This is a genomic window from Nostoc sp. DedQUE07 (genome assembly GCF_034530975.2).
GTDB lineage: Bacteria > Cyanobacteriota > Cyanobacteriia > Cyanobacteriales > Nostocaceae > Nostoc.
This window is the reverse complement of record NZ_JAVRCC020000032.1, coordinates 34,949-49,277: the sequence shown is the minus strand read 5'-3', so window position 1 is coordinate 49,277 and position 14,329 is coordinate 34,949. Positions and strand designations below refer to the sequence as shown.

Genomic DNA, 14,329 nt, shown 5'->3' with positions numbered 1-14,329 from the left:
GAACTGAAATTTTCAGACTTCATACTTCAGACTTTAAGACTACCCTTCATCATCGCATCAAACAACTCCCTTGTAGCTTTGCAGCTATTTTTTCGGTGCTTTAGCCTTTGGTGCTTCAACCTCGACTAATTCATCCTGGGCAAAGTTGTTGGTATTGATACCAGAGTAATTGACCTTTTCAAAGCGGACAATTACAGGGTATTTGATGCCGCTTTGGTCGATGGAAGCCACAGTTCCTAGATCCTGAAACCAGTAGGATTCAGGGCGGAGAATACGTACTTTAGAACCACGTTGAACCATGATTATTTTCCCTTTTAGTTATCAATCGCCAATCTAGAGGGCTAATTGATTTCACTCTACAACCTCAAGGTCGCAGCAAGAGTCTTTGTTAAGTTATTTGTCTGAATTGGGTATGGGGCATTGGGCATTGGGCATGGGGCATGGGGCATGGGGAAGAGACAAGGTAGACAAGAAAAAAGGAAAAGACTTGTCCCCTTGTCCCCTTGTCCCCTTGTCCCCTTGTCTCCCCTGCTCCCCAGTTACATACCACATCCAAAATTGGAAAAGGTATTAAACCCCACTTGACAAGGTAGACGTTTTAGTGTACCTTCATTCGCAAATAGCTATTTTGTAAAAGCTTATGTTTTAGTTAAGACAAACACACTTCCCTCATTACCTCTGCCGATCCGTAGGTCGTTATCTATATAAGTGATATCTAACCAGCCTTGCTGTTTGTCACTCTTTATGGGAATATCAATTCCGGGAAATTTTCTACCTTCTTCAATTTGTTGGATAAAAGTTACCGGAGAATTGTATTCTATTAAACGTTGTAAGCCGATAATAGAACGTTCAAATTTCACTTGGACACGCCGACCTGAAACTGGCTCAAATTTAGCAGCAACGCTGACTAATCCTTCTAAATAAGGTAAGCCATAAATCTCAGCTATGTTGTAAACACTGGTAGTCTCTACCCGGATATACTGATAGATTTGACCCAGTTTACATAAGGGTAGACGATCTAAGTTTAAAAGAGCCTTGCTATTGGTGTATAGTAATCGCCAATTGCCATCTAGCAAATTACTAGCTTCCACCGGACGCGGTGTAGGATTAAAGTCTTCTAAATTGGCGATCGCGATTAAGATAGCCTGTTTCTGTTCTTCGGTCGCCACTAGACCGCGATTAGTAAGTGCGATCGCATCCATAAGAGCCGCTTTTGCCATCATCGCCTGTCACCTCAAAAATCACTCACTTTCCATCAGCATAAACAAGATATTAATGACATATATGTAGAGCCATAAAAATTACTAAGAATCGCTTGACTTAAGCCTTATGCTTATTAAATAAAAAAATTTCTATCTGAATGCGGATTTATCAACTAAAGGGTTGAAAAGATAACTAAATTAATCCGTGCCAAGTGATAGACTCTAAATGTCAACTTACGTAAACCTTTTCTTGTCCTGACTCGATATGTTGAACTCTCCATTACGTGAAGCAGCCCGTAACCAACGAGCCGATGTCATCCCCCTAAAGCCAGAGTCCTCTTTGTTGGACTGGTTACAAAACAACGGTCGCATCATCGCCCGTGACGTTCACGAACCGGATTTTCAAGCTGACGAAGAAGGAATAGACTCCCTAATGGGTGTAGATGATGGAATTGGCTACGACCTCGATGATGATGACGATGATGATATAGGAATCGCTGAAAATTAGCCTTTTCAGGCTAGGGACTTGGTAGTATCCCTAGTTACTGTTATTCAATTTTATAAGTGTGGAGTGAAGGGAAACTTCTGTGGACGCTAAATTATCTCCTGAGCAAGGATTAAACATTTCTGGAATCGCTCTAGCCTCTTTATTAGCCGTAGGGTTAGGTACAACAGCATTTTTCTTGGATTCGATGGCCAATCGGCTACCTTGGCAAAGTATGTCGTTAACCCTGCCATTACTGTTGTGTGCGTTGGGTTCAGGTTTGGTGGGCTATTGGGTAATACCTTTACTTCAAGCACTTAAAACTGGACAAATAATTCGTGAAGATGGGCCTCAAGCTCATCTCAAAAAGGCAGGCACTCCCACAATGGGCGGTATATTTTTTATACCTGTATCTGTGTTGCTTGCCTGCATATTGTCTAACTTTTCTAAAGAGGTGCTTGCAGTTTCGGCTTTGACAATCAGCTATGGATTGATTGGCTGGCTCGACGATTGGCAAATTCTGCGCCGGAAATCAAATAAAGGTATATCCCCACAAACAAAACTGGCTTTGCAGGTGAGTTTTGCGGCTATGTTTTGTCTATGGCTGATGTTTAATCAACCTTCTAATATTACAAATATTGCTTTGCCTTGGGTGAGCTTCACACTACCCTTAGGATTCCTATTTTGGCCTTTAGCAGGTTTTGTACTAGTTGCAGAAAGTAATGCGACTAATTTAACAGATGGTATTGATGGCTTGGCAGCAGGAACAGTTGCGATCGCACTTTTGGCTTTAGGTGCTTTAGTCGCCCCAACAGCACCAGGATTGATGGTTTTCTGTGCTGCTTTAAGTGGCGGGTGTTTAGGTTTCTTAGCCCATAATCGCAACCCAGCCCGCGTTTTCATGGGAGATACTGGTTCCCTGGCACTGGGAGGAGCTTTAGCTGCTGTAGCACTATTAACAAACAGCTTAGTAGGTCTGTTTATTCTCAGTGGTATATTCTTCGTAGAAACCTTGTCGGTGATGGCGCAGGTAAGTTATTACAAAGCCACGAAGGGCCCCGATGGCAAAGGTAAACGTCTCTTGAAAATGGCACCTTTACACCATCATTTAGAACTTACTGGCTGGTCAGAATTACAAGTAGTTGGAGTATTTTATATAATCGCTGCTATTTTGGCTACTATTTGTTTAGCGATCGCTCCATTCTAAATGTTTTAAAAACTGCTTGAATATAAAAAACAACTCCCATATCTTCAGGGAGTTGTTTTTTTATAGAGTAAATTTATAAGTTTCTGATTTCTATGGCAACTGAAGCGCAAAGGATAGTCATAGAGTCAATAGACCTCTTGCAAAAAGAACTTTTGCAAGAGGTGGGAAAAGGTTAAAGGGGAAAGGGAAAATAACAAACCTTTCCCCCTTTTCCCGACTTCTGCAAGAAGTCTAATGTAAAATCTCAAATCTCAAATCTCAAATCTCAAATCTCAAATTGTTTGACTGCTTGAGGTATTCTAAATTTTTTATTCTTCAATTATAAGTATTTACATATTCCCTAACTCGATTCTTCCCTGTTCGCTTTGCCTCAAGCATCGCTTGATTCGCCCGATTTAGAAAATCCTTAACCGTAATCCCTGGTTCTGATACAGCTATTCCAAAAGAAGCGGTGATGCTTTCGAGGAGCCGATCGCCGTCCTTCAATTGCATTTGTTCAATATCTAGCCTTAATTGTTCTACTCGCTTTCTGAGCGTTTCCAGTGTCATATTAGGCATGACAATTACAAATTCTTCACCACCCCATCTGCAAGCAATGTCAAAGGAGCGAATAGATTTTAACAGTAACTGTGCTAATCCCTGGAGAACAATGTTGGCAGTCACGTGTCCATAGCGCGAATTGTAAGATTTGAAGTTATCGATATCAAGAAAAATAATACTAAGAGGTTGTCCCAATCGTTCAGCTTCAGCTAGCCTTTGTTCCGTTATGCTTTCCATATAGCTTTGATTGAATAGTTGGGTCATCCCATCCCGCAAGTTTTCATGGGTTAGACGTTGTTTGATCGATAAATTATTCAGTGCAATGCCTAATGTTCTAGCAATAATCTCAGAAGTTTGTCGATCTTCTGGACTGATTTCATCAAGTGCGTCGAGGTGTAAAATCCCAACTATTTCGCCTTGTCCAAACAATGGAACGCACAAATGTGTGCCGCTAACTGGCTGTATTAAGTGACTGCAAATTAATCCTGAATTCCGAGACGATAAAAGGTTGAATTTTCCTCTCCGCAATGCCCAACAATCAGATAGTGAAAATATTTCTTTACTGCTTATTTCATCTCCCCAAATCCTATTAATTTGAACATAATTCTTGGAATTAGCAATTATACAGATACAACCACTCATTGTAGGAAACAGCTTGGAACAGGTTAAAGCTACTACTTGATAGACCTCATCTTCAGACTCACAGGAATAAAGCATATCCGCCATATCTGAGAGATATATAAGTTCTCGTTTTTTTGCTTCCAATTCCAGTGTTTTTTCTTTTAGCTGCCGATTTAAGTCAGTTAGCGATCGCTGTGCTTCTATAGATTCTGTAATATCAATACTGATCCCACCGATACGGTAAGCGCCCGTTGCGTAATCGCTAAACGGAAACTTAAACGATAACCAATAGCACGGCTGATTGTTACCAGATACTTTTACCTCTTCAATTAGCTTCAAAGGACGTAGAGTCTTCAAAACAACTCGATCGTTCTCCATAACCTGCCGTCCCTCTTCTGGATCTGGCAAGAATTCACTATCAGTTTTTCCCAACCATTCTTGTGAATTTATAGAAAATCTAGACTGTATTTCCTGGTTGTAGTAAAGCAGTCTAGATTGCTCATCTTTGATATATGCTGCAAAGGGGCCCCGATCTAGGAATAGCCGTTGCATCTGCTGGCTACGTTGCAGTTCGCGGGTATCTTCTTGATATCTAGCGATCGCCTCTACAATTTGATAAGCGGTTGGCATTAGGTAGAGTAAAGCAGATAAAGAAATAAACGCCATTACATCAAGTACGCCTAAATGCAGCAGGGAAACTGCCATATATGGCTCAAAGATTGCCAGAAAGTGATGAAATCCGCAAAATAGTACGAATCCACCCGATAAGAAAAAGGCTAGCCAAAACTTAGGAGGGATAGTTGCCTTAGTTTTGCTAAAGAAAACCCCTATTACTATGGGTATACCAAAGTATGAAAATGCAGTAATGCTATGAGCAATTATGCAATTCCAGTAAATAGGTTCCATTACTGATCTGGTATTAATATTTCATTCGTTTGACTATAATTCTGGGTAGCCTCAATATGTAAGTAGATAAAGGATGATTTCAGTGCCTCATGGCTTAGTTTTACAAAAGTTATCATGGTAACTTTTTGAACGGCTGCTCATGTTACCCCCTTAGCAACCTGACTTACCAAGTGAGTGAGTTCGGGTAAAATCAGTTTTTCCATCGCCAGTCGCACAGCATTACTAGAACCAGGAAGCGAGAAGATTAATTTATCTTGATAAACACCAGCAACGGCACGAGAAGCGATCGCCCGTGAACCAATTTCTTGATAACTTAAAAAACGAAATAACTCACCAAATCCCGGCAAAGTTTTCTCTAGTAACTTCTCAATAGCATCATAGGTGGTATCTCTTGGTGCAATACCTGTACCACCATTAAAAATTACAGCATCCAAATTTGAGCTTTTGCCCAGATTTTCTATCTGCCCTTGAATTTGTGTTGGTTCATCTTTGATAATCGTGTAGGCTCCTACAGCATGGTTTGCACCAAGGAGTAACTGCTGAATTAGCTGGCCACTTTTGTCTGTTTCCAAAGTGCGTGTATCGCTGACAGTAACCACAGCACAAGTTACTAAAACTCCAGGCAAGTCTGGATGGGGTTGTGGCATTATATGTCACTCATGAACTTTTAATAATGGATAATTGGGCATGGTAAATGGCGCATTCATTGAACATGACAATTACCGATGCCCTATGCCCTAAGCCCTAAGCCCTATGACTCATTTTTACTCAGTCCCAGATCGTTTTCTTCAGCATACCGCTCCATGAAGCGCATAAAGCGATCCCATTCTTGGGCAGATTTCATTACATAAAATGCTTCTAATTCTTCCGGTTTCCCGTTAATAAATTTAGCTTTAACTTCACGGGTAATTATCTCGCCTTCTTCGTCAATCAAGTACATTCCGGTAATATCTTCGGTAGTACCTTGATCTAAAATTTTCGGATTCGTAAAAGTAAACGTCGCTGTACCACTATCCCCAGTACGCGATCGCGTCAAGCGCACATCTGGAGTTACCTCTTCGTCAAGACCTCTAGAAAACTGGATTTTCGCCATGATGAATGAATTTAAACTTTGCTGATGGTTAATTTAATATTCTCTCATCAATTAGAACACCACAGTCTAGAAGCTACTGTGATTCACTTTTTAGTGTATATACTTAAATTGCTTCTTTTTCAAGTAACAAAGTTACGGGGCCATCGTTTTCGATGATAACTTGCATCATTGCACCAAATTTACCTGTTTCTACCTGCAACCCGCTAGCTCTTAACTTACTAACAAAACAATTATACAAATCTTCTGCCGATTGGGGAGGCGCTGAACGGTCAAAAGAAGGACGGCGACCTTTACGACAGTCACCATAAAGGGTAAACTGACTGACTACTAACAAATCACCACCAATGTCTTGTATAGATTTTTGCCATCGGTCGTCTCCTCCTTCGTCAGGAAAAAGCCGCAATTCTAAACATTTACGCACCATCCAGTCGATTTCAGCATCAGTATCGGTATTAGCAATACCTACGAGCAAATTTAGCCCCTGCCCAATTTTACCGACAATTTCATCATTCACTGTAACTTGAGATGATTTAACTCGCTGGATAACAACGCGCATTTTAATCAGAACATTTATCAACGTTTTGATTTTAGAGCAATATATAAAAACTAAAAACAACGATTTTCCATTGCTCAAAATTGATGGCGGAGCCATTGAGAATGCATTCCCAGGTGGAACCTGGGAACGAGTAGTAAGTTTCTAACTTCTAACTTTTATTTGCCAAACCCTTTACCGCGAGAGGTTGAAGGTAGACAAATGCATTTTTCGAGTTGACTAATTAAAGTCTCACGATCCAAATTTTGACCAATCAGTACTAACTGGTTTTTCAGTTGGCCTTTCCATTCATCATCATCCAAGGTGAAGCGTTTACCGCAAAGGTGGAAAATATGACGCTTCGGGCTTTCATCAAACCACATAATCCCCTTGGCTCGGAAGATATTTGAGGGTAGCTGGTTATCTAAGAAATACTGAAACTTCCTAATAGAAAAAGGCTTGTCACTTTGGAAAGAGATGGAAGTAAAACCATCATTTTCTAAATGGTCAGAATGATGGTGATGATCGTGATGGTCGTGGTCATGGTCGTGATGATCGTGACCGCATGTTGAGTGGTCATGGTCATGGTCATGGTCATGGTCGTGATGATCGTGATGGTCGTGTTCATCCACCACTGTGTCAAAATATTTATCTGACTCAAACAGACCAACACTCAGAATTAAAGGAAGTGGCACTTGCGATCGCGTAGCGCGGATAATCCTTGCTCCTTCCTTGACTTCGTTAATTTTTCTTTCTAACTCGTTCAAAGTGGCTTCATCAACCAAATCTGCCTTGTTCAGCACAATGACATCGCCATAAGCAATTTGGCTGTATGCTGCCTCAGAGTTAAATAAATCTAGGCTGTAATTAGCCGCGTCTACCACGGTAATAATCGAATCTAAGCGGGTTAAATCCCGCAACTCTGTACCCAGAAATGTTAAAGCTACTGGTAGCGGATCTGCCAATCCAGTTGTTTCCACTACTAGATAATCTAGATGTTCTTGGCGTTCTAAAACTTTGTAAACTGCATCTACTAAATCATTATTAATAGTGCAGCAGATACAACCATTATTTAGCTCCACCATGTTCTCACCAGTGGAAACAATTAGCTCGTTATCGATGCCAATTTCGCCAAATTCATTTACGAGAACAGCGGTTTTTAAACCCTGTTGGTTGTTGAGGATATGATTAAGTAAAGTCGTCTTGCCACTACCGAGAAAACCCGTAATAATTGTTACTGGCATTCCTTGTTTGGGCGTATCCATTGCCGAAGATTCGGGTGTAACTGCTGATTGCATAGCGCTGTTATCAAATAGTCAAAAAATAGTAATGTAGCGCAGATAGTCCAGAAAACACTAGCATAGGGATGCTGGACTGTCATCCCAGCTGCCTTACCCTATTATTACGTATCTCCCTATTTCAGCATTACTCTGTTATGACCCTAACCCTTTACAATACCCTCACCCGTCGTCAAGAACCGTTTGAAACAGTCGAAACAGGCAAGGTTAAGATGTATTACTGCGGCGTGACGGTGTACGATTACTGCCATTTGGGTCATGCTAGAGCTTGCATCGTTTGGGACGTAGTACGCCGATACCTCCAGTTTATCGGTTATGAAGTGCGATATATCCAAAATTTTACTGATATTGATGACAAGATTCTCAATCGAGCCTGTGCTGAACATTCTTCAATGGAAGCTGTGGCCGATCGCTTTATCAAAGCATATTTTGAGGATATGGCGCGATTGGGAATCAAAGAAGCCGATGAATATCCCCGTGCTACTCATACTATGAATGGCATTTTGCGGTTAATTCATGAGTTGGAAAATAAGGGTTTTGCTTACCCTGCTGATGGTGATGTGTATTATCCAGTGCGGCAGTTTTCTGAATATGGCAAACTTTCGGGACGCAAGTTAGAGGATATGCAAGCTGGCAAAAGCGATCGCGTTAACGTAGAAGATCCAGAATACCAAAAAAAGAAAGACCCCTTTGATTTTGCTTTGTGGAAAGCAGCAAGACCAGGAGAACCTGCTTGGGAATCACCGTGGGGCGCAGGCCGTCCGGGCTGGCATATAGAATGCTCGGCAATGGTGCGCGATCGCTTGGGTGATACCATCGATATTCATGCTGGTGGTGCTGACTTAATTTTTCCCCATCACGAAAACGAAATTGCCCAATCTGAGGCTGTAACCGGAAAACCCCTAGCGCGTTACTGGCTGCATAACGGCATGGTAAAGGTAGATGGTGAAAAAATGTCCAAATCTTTGGGCAACTTTATCACTATTCGAGAATTACTGGATCGAGGCGTTGACCCGATGGCAGTACGGTTGTTCGTGCTAACCGCTCAATATCGTACACCAGTTGATTTTACCGACGAAGCGATCGCCGCAGCAACCAATGGCTGGCACACCATTAAAGAAGGTTTACTCTTCGGCTACCAATACGGGAAATTACTAGGCTGGGATTTAGGGACTGGGGACTGGGGACTAGGGACTGGGAATATATCAATACCCAGTACCCAATACCCAGTACCCAATCCCTATATTGAACGCTTTCAAGAAACCGTAAATAACGACTTTAATTTTCCTGGTGGGTTAACAGTGCTGTTTGAATTAGCCAAAGAACTGCGCCGTGAGGGAAATATTCTTGTGCATGAAGGGAAAACCGAAACATCAGCAGATGAGTTACAGCGTCAATGGCAAACACTCGTTACCTTAGCTGGAGTTTTGGGTTTAGAAGCCGAGATAGAAGCCGAAACTCAAACAAGTAATGGTTTCAGCGATGCAGAAATTGAAGTGAAAATTCAGCAAAGGCAAGAAGCACGGATTGCCAAGAATTTTGCCGAAAGCGATCGCATTCGTGACGAACTCCAAGCAGAAGGTATTACGCTAATTGATAGCCGTGATGGCACACGCTGGCACCGGAATTAGAGGAGAATGGGGAGTAGGTAGAAAATTCCCCATTCCCCATTTCCCATTCTTTATTCCCCATTCTTTATGTGGTCTGAACTCAAAAAAGCGATCGCTAGTTTCGATATTCCCGCAGATTGGATCGGTATTAGAGCCGTAAAGGAAACTTCTACTACCCGTTTAGTCCGTGACGCCTTACCCCAACTAAATGGCAAATCTTTCACTGTTGGAGCCATGCTGGAAGTTTTAGTCAATGGCTGTCTGGGTTATGCAGCTACTAACTCTCTAGAATTGTCTTCTCTAGAAGCCGCTGCCCAAACAGCCTATAAACAGGCACTAGCAGCCAGTGAATGGTGGATACATCCCTTCCGTGAAAGTGAGCGTCCTAAAGTTGTTGGTGAATATAAATCTCCATTTATTGAGCCATTGGATGCTCTGAGTCCAGGAGAAATCAACGATTTACTGGTTCGTATTTGCCAAACACTCAAAGTTGATGACAAGATTGTGCAAACCATAGCCAGTGCTAGCACAACTGAGAGAGAATCTTGGTTTATTAGCAGCAATGGCTCAGAAGTCTATCAAAAAATACTATCTATAGGCACAAATTACGGAGCTACTGCCCAAGATGGCGCGGTTGTACAACAGCGCAGCAATAACGGTTCGCAAGCAAACTGTTACCAAGGCGGACTCGAACTATTAAAACAAGAAAACTTATGGCATCGGGTGCGGCAAATAGGCGAACAAGCAGTAGAACTTTTGACAGCAGAGGAATGCCCAACCACCCGTACCAATTTAGTTTTAGCCTCAGACCAAATGATGCTGCAAATCCATGAAAGTGTTGGGCATCCCCTAGAAATTGACCGAATTTTGGGAGATGAGCGTAACTATGCTGGGGGCAGCTTTGTTAATAAAAGTGATTTTGGCAACCTAGTATATGGTTCGCCGTTGATGAACATTACCTTTGATCCTACCGTGCCTGGTGAATTTTCTAGCTATGGCTTTGATGATACGGGTGCTGTAGCAACAAAGGAATACTTGGTTAAAGAAGGAGTACTTCAACGGGGTTTAGGCAGTCTGGAAAGTCAAGCTAGAGCAGGTGTAGCAGGAGTTGCCTGTGCCCGTGCTTGCTCATGGAATCGACCAGCGATCGATCGTATGGCAAACTTGAATTTAGAGCCTTTAAACGGCACTTTTGAAGACATTATTGGCGGGATAGAACACGGCGTTTACATGGAATCTAACCGTTCTTGGTCAATTGACGATCGCCGCTACAAATTCCAATTTGGTTGCGAGTACGCTAAATTAATTGAAAACGGCAAACTCACCAAAACCCTTCGTAATCCTAACTATCGCGCCACAACACCAGAATTTTGGCATAGCTTAATCCAAGTAGGAGATGCAACAAACTGGCAAATGTATGGTACTCCTTATTGTGGTAAAGGAGAACCAAATCAGGCCATTTCGGTAGGACACGGTTCACCTGTTTGTGTATTTGCTAATGTCGAAGTTTTTGGTGGAGGAAGTTGAAAAAGTGCAAATACAGCAGTTAGAAGTTAGGAGTTAGAAGTTAACAATTTCTTCAACTCATAACTTTTAACAAGTGGTGGGGGTTCAAGTCCCCTGTCTCTACAGGCAGCAGGTTTTGTGTCGAGGTCTAAATCCACGTCACAAAACGTAATTGCGTTAGCGTAGCGGGGCGTAGCCCATTGCGAATTGCGAATTGGTTTAACTTTTTCCCCCTCTTTATTCCCTATTGATATTTAATTTCTATGAAAATTGAGGAATTATCTGCATTAGAAGTCAGTTTTAATCGACTGATTGAAAGTCTGCTGATTAAAAAAGCTGAAAATGAACAATTCACTGTGAGACTTAGTAGTGAAAGAAGTCAATTTACTCGTTTCAACCATGCGAAAGTGCGACAAACTGGTTGTGTTGCTGATGGTTGGATAGAACTGACTCTGATGGCAGATCAACGCAGCAGTATTAGGCAGTTTCCCTTTACTGGAAATTGGGAGTTAGACTGGCAATTAGCATATCCTGCTTTGCAGGAACTACGCGACGAACTGATTTTATTACCCATCGATCCATATCTAGTTTTACCATCAGGCAATAATACCAGCCGGGAAATACATTCTGGAAATTTATTACCAGAGGAAGCAGTAGTAACAAGTGTATTAGAACAAGTTCCTGAATTAGATTTTACTGGTATATATGCTGGAGGAATAGTAATTAAAGGTTATGGTGATTCCAGTGGTCAAAAACACTGGTTTGCTACTGATTCTTTTAGTTTAGATTATTCTTTATTTTCTACCTCTGGGCAAGCAGTTAAGGGCACATTTGCCGGAAGTGATTGGGATGAATCTGCTTATATAACCAAAATCAGCGAAGCTAAAAAGCAACTTGAATTGCTAGCTCGTCCAATTAAAGAATTACCACGAGGACAATACAAAACTTATTTTGCACCTGCTGCTGTTGCAGATTTATTAGTAATGCTTTCTTGGGGAGCAGTAAGCGAAGCTGATATTCAACAAGGGAATAGTGCTTTAGCTGCTTTATCGCGTCAAGAAAAACAACTTTCGACGGCATTTAGTTTGAAAGAAAACTTTCAGCGCGGATTAGTACCGCGATTTAATGAATTGGGAGAAATGGCAGCACCAGAGTTACCTGTAATAGAAAAAGGATATTTGGTAAATACTCTGGTGAATTCTCGCACTGCTAAGGAATATCAAAAAATTGCCAACGGCGCTAATGGTTCAGAGACTCTGCGCGCGCCAGAAATCAGTCCCGGAAATTTAATCTTTGAGCAGATTCTTCCGAGATTGGATACAGGATTATATTTATCAAATTTGCATTACTTGAATTGGAGCGATCGCCACACTGGTAGAATCACAGGTATGACTCGTTATGCTTGTTTTTGGGTAGAAAACGGAGAAATTACTGCCCCCATTGAAAACTTACGTTTTGATGAAAGTCTCTATCGCTTCTGGGGAGAAAATCTAATAGATTTGACTACTTTTCAAGAATTCATTCCCGAAGTAGGTACTTATGAAAGTCGCCAACTTGGAGGTAGTTTAGTTCCTGGTATGTTGGTGGAAGATTTTACTTACACTTTGTAGTTTTCTTCTGTATAAATATTTATTTTTGGTAGAGACGCACAGTTCACGTCTCTACCAAAAAATTATAAAATTATCTATCTCTGTAAACTGCATTAATTACAATATCTTTAATAGCGAAATAAATAATTAAAAGCAACGATAAAAATTGCTCAAACTGAAGAATTGGATCTAAACGCCAACCTTGAAAAAACAAGATTACTCCGCATATTAACATTATAATTGGTGTAAATATCACTTGAATAATGTAAAGGGCTAAAGCCCAACCTGTAAGCCTAGTTCCACGTTGGGCAAGCCAAACTACTGTTAAAATAAAGTAAATAACTGCCAAAAGAAAATAAATAATTCCAATTAAACCAGCTAAATTTAATCCAAAATTAACTTGAGCGAAAGTAATCATTTATTAGAGATCCTGTTTAATTACAATCCACAAATTTAAATCTATTTCTCGGTAGATTTCCCAAAAAACTTCCCTAATAAAAATAGTTGGGTTTCACTATTGCTTAAAACCCAACTTATAATTTTTCATCATCTCTTATTAGAGCCTTTATCGTTTTTTGCTAGGAGGTGAATTACGCTGGGTGAGGTTATCAATTTGCAATTGTTGCCGTCCATTGGTGATAATTCGCAACATATCTTTGAGATCCTGCTCGATATTTCCCAAAATGCCATCGGCATAAGCATCAGCACCATCTTCAATTTCTTGAGCTTGAGCGATCGCATTTTGTCGCATCAGCTCTAACTCTTGCTGACAAGCATACCGCTTGCGGTCAATCTCGGCGAGAGTTTCTTGCATTATTCCCTCACACTCTTGTTGCACTTGTCGCCGCAATCGTTCAGCTTCTTGTTCCGCCTGGTGAATAATATCGCTTTCAGCTAAAATTTGCGCTCTTTTTGCTTGTGCAGCCTCAACAACCTGCTGTCCATACTCTTCCGCTTCCAGCAGAATTTCGTTCTTTTGGTCAAGAACTGCTGCTGCTTCTTGAAAAAGTGATGGTAAAGCCAGCCGGATGTAATCAAGCTGATCTAGCAACTTTTCCTCATCTATGAGTGTGCGTCCCGTTAGCGGAATCCTGAGACTAGAGAGAACCATTTCCTCTAGGCGGTTGAGTTCCTGCTGAATATCTATGCTTCCCTCTCCACCGAGATATTCTTGAGGGGGGGGATTGCTTCCGTTGAGATTGGGTTCAACATTGGAGATTTCTGATTGTAGCATTGGTATATATCTAGGGCAATGTGTGGGGGAACGAGATGATCGATAGAGCCACCAAACCTTGCAATCTCTTTTACCACACTACTACTTAAAAAACTATACTCATTTGAGGTTGCGAGAAAAACTGTTTCTATTTGGGTAGAAAGAGTTTTGTTGGTGTGAGCCATTTGCAGTTCCACTTCAAAATCTGACACAGCCCGTAAACCCCGGATCAAAACTTGTGCTTGTTGCATTTGAGCATAATTGACAGTAAGACCATCAAAGCTGTCTACTTTTACATTAGGTAAATGTTCTGTAGAAAGACGGATTTGATCTAGCCGTTGCTCCACACTAAAAAGTGGCATCTTGTTAGGGTTCCGTAGTACAGCGACAATCACCCGCTCAAACAGCCGACTACCGCGCCCGATGAGATCGAGGTGTCCCAAAGTAATGGGGTCGAAGCTACCAGGATAAATAGCAATCACAATTTTAAATATATCAAAGTTGTTTAGGTGATTATATTGAAATCAT

At 41.3% G+C, this 14,329-nt stretch carries 15 protein-coding genes; 5 read left to right on the top strand and 10 right to left on the bottom strand.

All coding sequences use genetic code 11. The features are described from left to right. Window positions 1–84: 84 nt before the first annotated feature. Both RMZ95_RS22335 and RMZ95_RS22330 read right to left on the bottom strand, forming a co-directional pair. The gene (locus RMZ95_RS22335) at window positions 85–300 is read right to left on the bottom strand and encodes a photosystem I reaction center subunit IV (protein WP_094349537.1); all 216 of its coding nucleotides are present in this window, start codon (window positions 298–300) and stop codon (window positions 85–87) included. Window positions 301–638: 338 nt separating this feature from the next. Next, window positions 639–1,223, bottom strand: coding sequence for a PAP/fibrillin family protein (locus RMZ95_RS22330; protein WP_322683604.1), 585 nt, complete (start codon window positions 1,221–1,223; stop codon window positions 639–641). 244 nt (window positions 1,224–1,467) lie between these two features. Here RMZ95_RS22330 and RMZ95_RS22325 point away from each other — a divergent pair, with 244 nt between their 5' ends. Together RMZ95_RS22325 and mraY are read left to right on the top strand one after the other, a co-directional pair. Next, window positions 1,468–1,710 (top strand): DUF3134 domain-containing protein, encoded by a 243-nt coding sequence (locus tag RMZ95_RS22325; protein ID WP_094349539.1) that lies wholly within the window; start codon window positions 1,468–1,470, stop codon window positions 1,708–1,710. Between the two features lie 79 nt (window positions 1,711–1,789). Beyond that, the gene (mraY, locus tag RMZ95_RS22320) at window positions 1,790–2,893 is read left to right on the top strand and encodes a phospho-N-acetylmuramoyl-pentapeptide-transferase (protein ID WP_322674904.1); all 1,104 of its coding nucleotides are present in this window, start codon (window positions 1,790–1,792) and stop codon (window positions 2,891–2,893) included. Window positions 2,894–3,208: 315 nt separating this feature from the next. Here mraY and RMZ95_RS22315 read toward each other — a convergent pair whose 3' ends face one another. The 5 genes from RMZ95_RS22315 to RMZ95_RS22295 form a co-directional block, all read right to left on the bottom strand. Next, entirely contained in the window at window positions 3,209–4,759 is a 1,551-nt protein-coding gene (locus RMZ95_RS22315; protein ID WP_322683603.1) for a diguanylate cyclase, read from the bottom strand. A gap of 338 nt (window positions 4,760–5,097) precedes the next feature. Next, a complete protein-coding gene (locus RMZ95_RS22310; protein WP_322683632.1) occupies window positions 5,098–5,610 on the bottom strand; it encodes a MogA/MoaB family molybdenum cofactor biosynthesis protein in 513 nt (170 codons plus the stop codon). Between the two features lie 101 nt (window positions 5,611–5,711). Beyond that, on the bottom strand, window positions 5,712–6,053 hold the full coding sequence (psb28, locus tag RMZ95_RS22305; RefSeq protein ID WP_322674906.1) for a photosystem II reaction center protein Psb28: 342 nt from the start codon (window positions 6,051–6,053) through the stop codon (window positions 5,712–5,714). A 103-nt stretch (window positions 6,054–6,156) separates the two neighbouring features. Beyond that, window positions 6,157–6,609: a D-aminoacyl-tRNA deacylase gene (gene dtd / locus RMZ95_RS22300; protein WP_322674941.1), complete on the bottom strand. Its 453-nt coding sequence runs from the start codon at window positions 6,607–6,609 to the stop codon at window positions 6,157–6,159. Window positions 6,610–6,764: 155 nt separating this feature from the next. Beyond that, window positions 6,765–7,883, bottom strand: coding sequence for a GTP-binding protein (locus RMZ95_RS22295; RefSeq protein WP_322683602.1), 1,119 nt, complete (start codon window positions 7,881–7,883; stop codon window positions 6,765–6,767). Window positions 7,884–8,020: 137 nt separating this feature from the next. Between RMZ95_RS22295 and cysS the strand changes: the two genes are divergently transcribed. From cysS to RMZ95_RS22280, 3 genes are all read left to right on the top strand, one after another. Next, complete coding sequence (gene cysS, locus RMZ95_RS22290) at window positions 8,021–9,514, top strand: cysteine--tRNA ligase (protein ID WP_322683601.1); 1,494 nt, start codon at window positions 8,021–8,023, stop codon at window positions 9,512–9,514. A 66-nt stretch (window positions 9,515–9,580) separates the two neighbouring features. Continuing rightward, window positions 9,581–11,020: a TldD/PmbA family protein gene (locus tag RMZ95_RS22285; protein ID WP_322683600.1), complete on the top strand. Its 1,440-nt coding sequence runs from the start codon at window positions 9,581–9,583 to the stop codon at window positions 11,018–11,020. Window positions 11,021–11,262: 242 nt separating this feature from the next. Continuing rightward, window positions 11,263–12,609, top strand: coding sequence for a TldD/PmbA family protein (locus RMZ95_RS22280; RefSeq protein ID WP_322683599.1), 1,347 nt, complete (start codon window positions 11,263–11,265; stop codon window positions 12,607–12,609). Between the two features lie 70 nt (window positions 12,610–12,679). On the opposite strand, the gene RMZ95_RS22275 is transcribed toward RMZ95_RS22280, so the two are convergent. The 3 genes from RMZ95_RS22275 to coaD form a co-directional block, all read right to left on the bottom strand. Then, a complete protein-coding gene (locus RMZ95_RS22275) occupies window positions 12,680–13,006 on the bottom strand; it encodes a Ycf66 family protein (protein WP_322674911.1) in 327 nt (108 codons plus the stop codon). 147 nt (window positions 13,007–13,153) lie between these two features. After that, on the bottom strand, window positions 13,154–13,822 hold the full coding sequence (locus RMZ95_RS22270; protein ID WP_322674912.1) for a DivIVA domain-containing protein: 669 nt from the start codon (window positions 13,820–13,822) through the stop codon (window positions 13,154–13,156). Next, entirely contained in the window at window positions 13,732–14,283 is a 552-nt protein-coding gene (gene coaD, locus RMZ95_RS22265) for a pantetheine-phosphate adenylyltransferase (RefSeq protein ID WP_322674913.1), read from the bottom strand. Before coaD ends, RMZ95_RS22270 begins: the two co-directional genes overlap by 91 nt. Window positions 14,284–14,329: the final 46 nt, after the last annotated feature.

Excerpts from the sequence above, each read along its gene's own strand:
- RMZ95_RS22335 (WP_094349537.1), bottom strand. The coding sequence starts at position 300 with ATGGTTCAACGTGGTTCTAAAGTACGTATTCTCCGCCCTGAATCCTAC.
- RMZ95_RS22330 (WP_322683604.1), bottom strand. The coding sequence starts at position 1,223 with ATGATGGCAAAAGCGGCTCTTATGGATGCGATCGCACTTACTAATCGC.
- RMZ95_RS22325 (WP_094349539.1), top strand. The coding sequence starts at position 1,468 with ATGTTGAACTCTCCATTACGTGAAGCAGCCCGTAACCAACGAGCCGAT.
- RMZ95_RS22315 (WP_322683603.1), bottom strand. The coding sequence starts at position 4,759 with ATGGCAGTTTCCCTGCTGCATTTAGGCGTACTTGATGTAATGGCGTTT.
- psb28 (WP_322674906.1), bottom strand. The coding sequence starts at position 6,053 with ATGGCGAAAATCCAGTTTTCTAGAGGTCTTGACGAAGAGGTAACTCCA.
- dtd (WP_322674941.1), bottom strand. The coding sequence starts at position 6,609 with ATGCGCGTTGTTATCCAGCGAGTTAAATCATCTCAAGTTACAGTGAAT.
- RMZ95_RS22295 (WP_322683602.1), bottom strand. The coding sequence starts at position 7,883 with ATGCAATCAGCAGTTACACCCGAATCTTCGGCAATGGATACGCCCAAA.
- cysS (WP_322683601.1), top strand. The coding sequence starts at position 8,021 with ATGACCCTAACCCTTTACAATACCCTCACCCGTCGTCAAGAACCGTTT.
- RMZ95_RS22285 (WP_322683600.1), top strand. The coding sequence starts at position 9,581 with ATGTGGTCTGAACTCAAAAAAGCGATCGCTAGTTTCGATATTCCCGCA.
- RMZ95_RS22280 (WP_322683599.1), top strand. The coding sequence starts at position 11,263 with ATGAAAATTGAGGAATTATCTGCATTAGAAGTCAGTTTTAATCGACTG.
- RMZ95_RS22275 (WP_322674911.1), bottom strand. The coding sequence starts at position 13,006 with ATGATTACTTTCGCTCAAGTTAATTTTGGATTAAATTTAGCTGGTTTA.
- RMZ95_RS22270 (WP_322674912.1), bottom strand. The coding sequence starts at position 13,822 with ATGCTACAATCAGAAATCTCCAATGTTGAACCCAATCTCAACGGAAGC.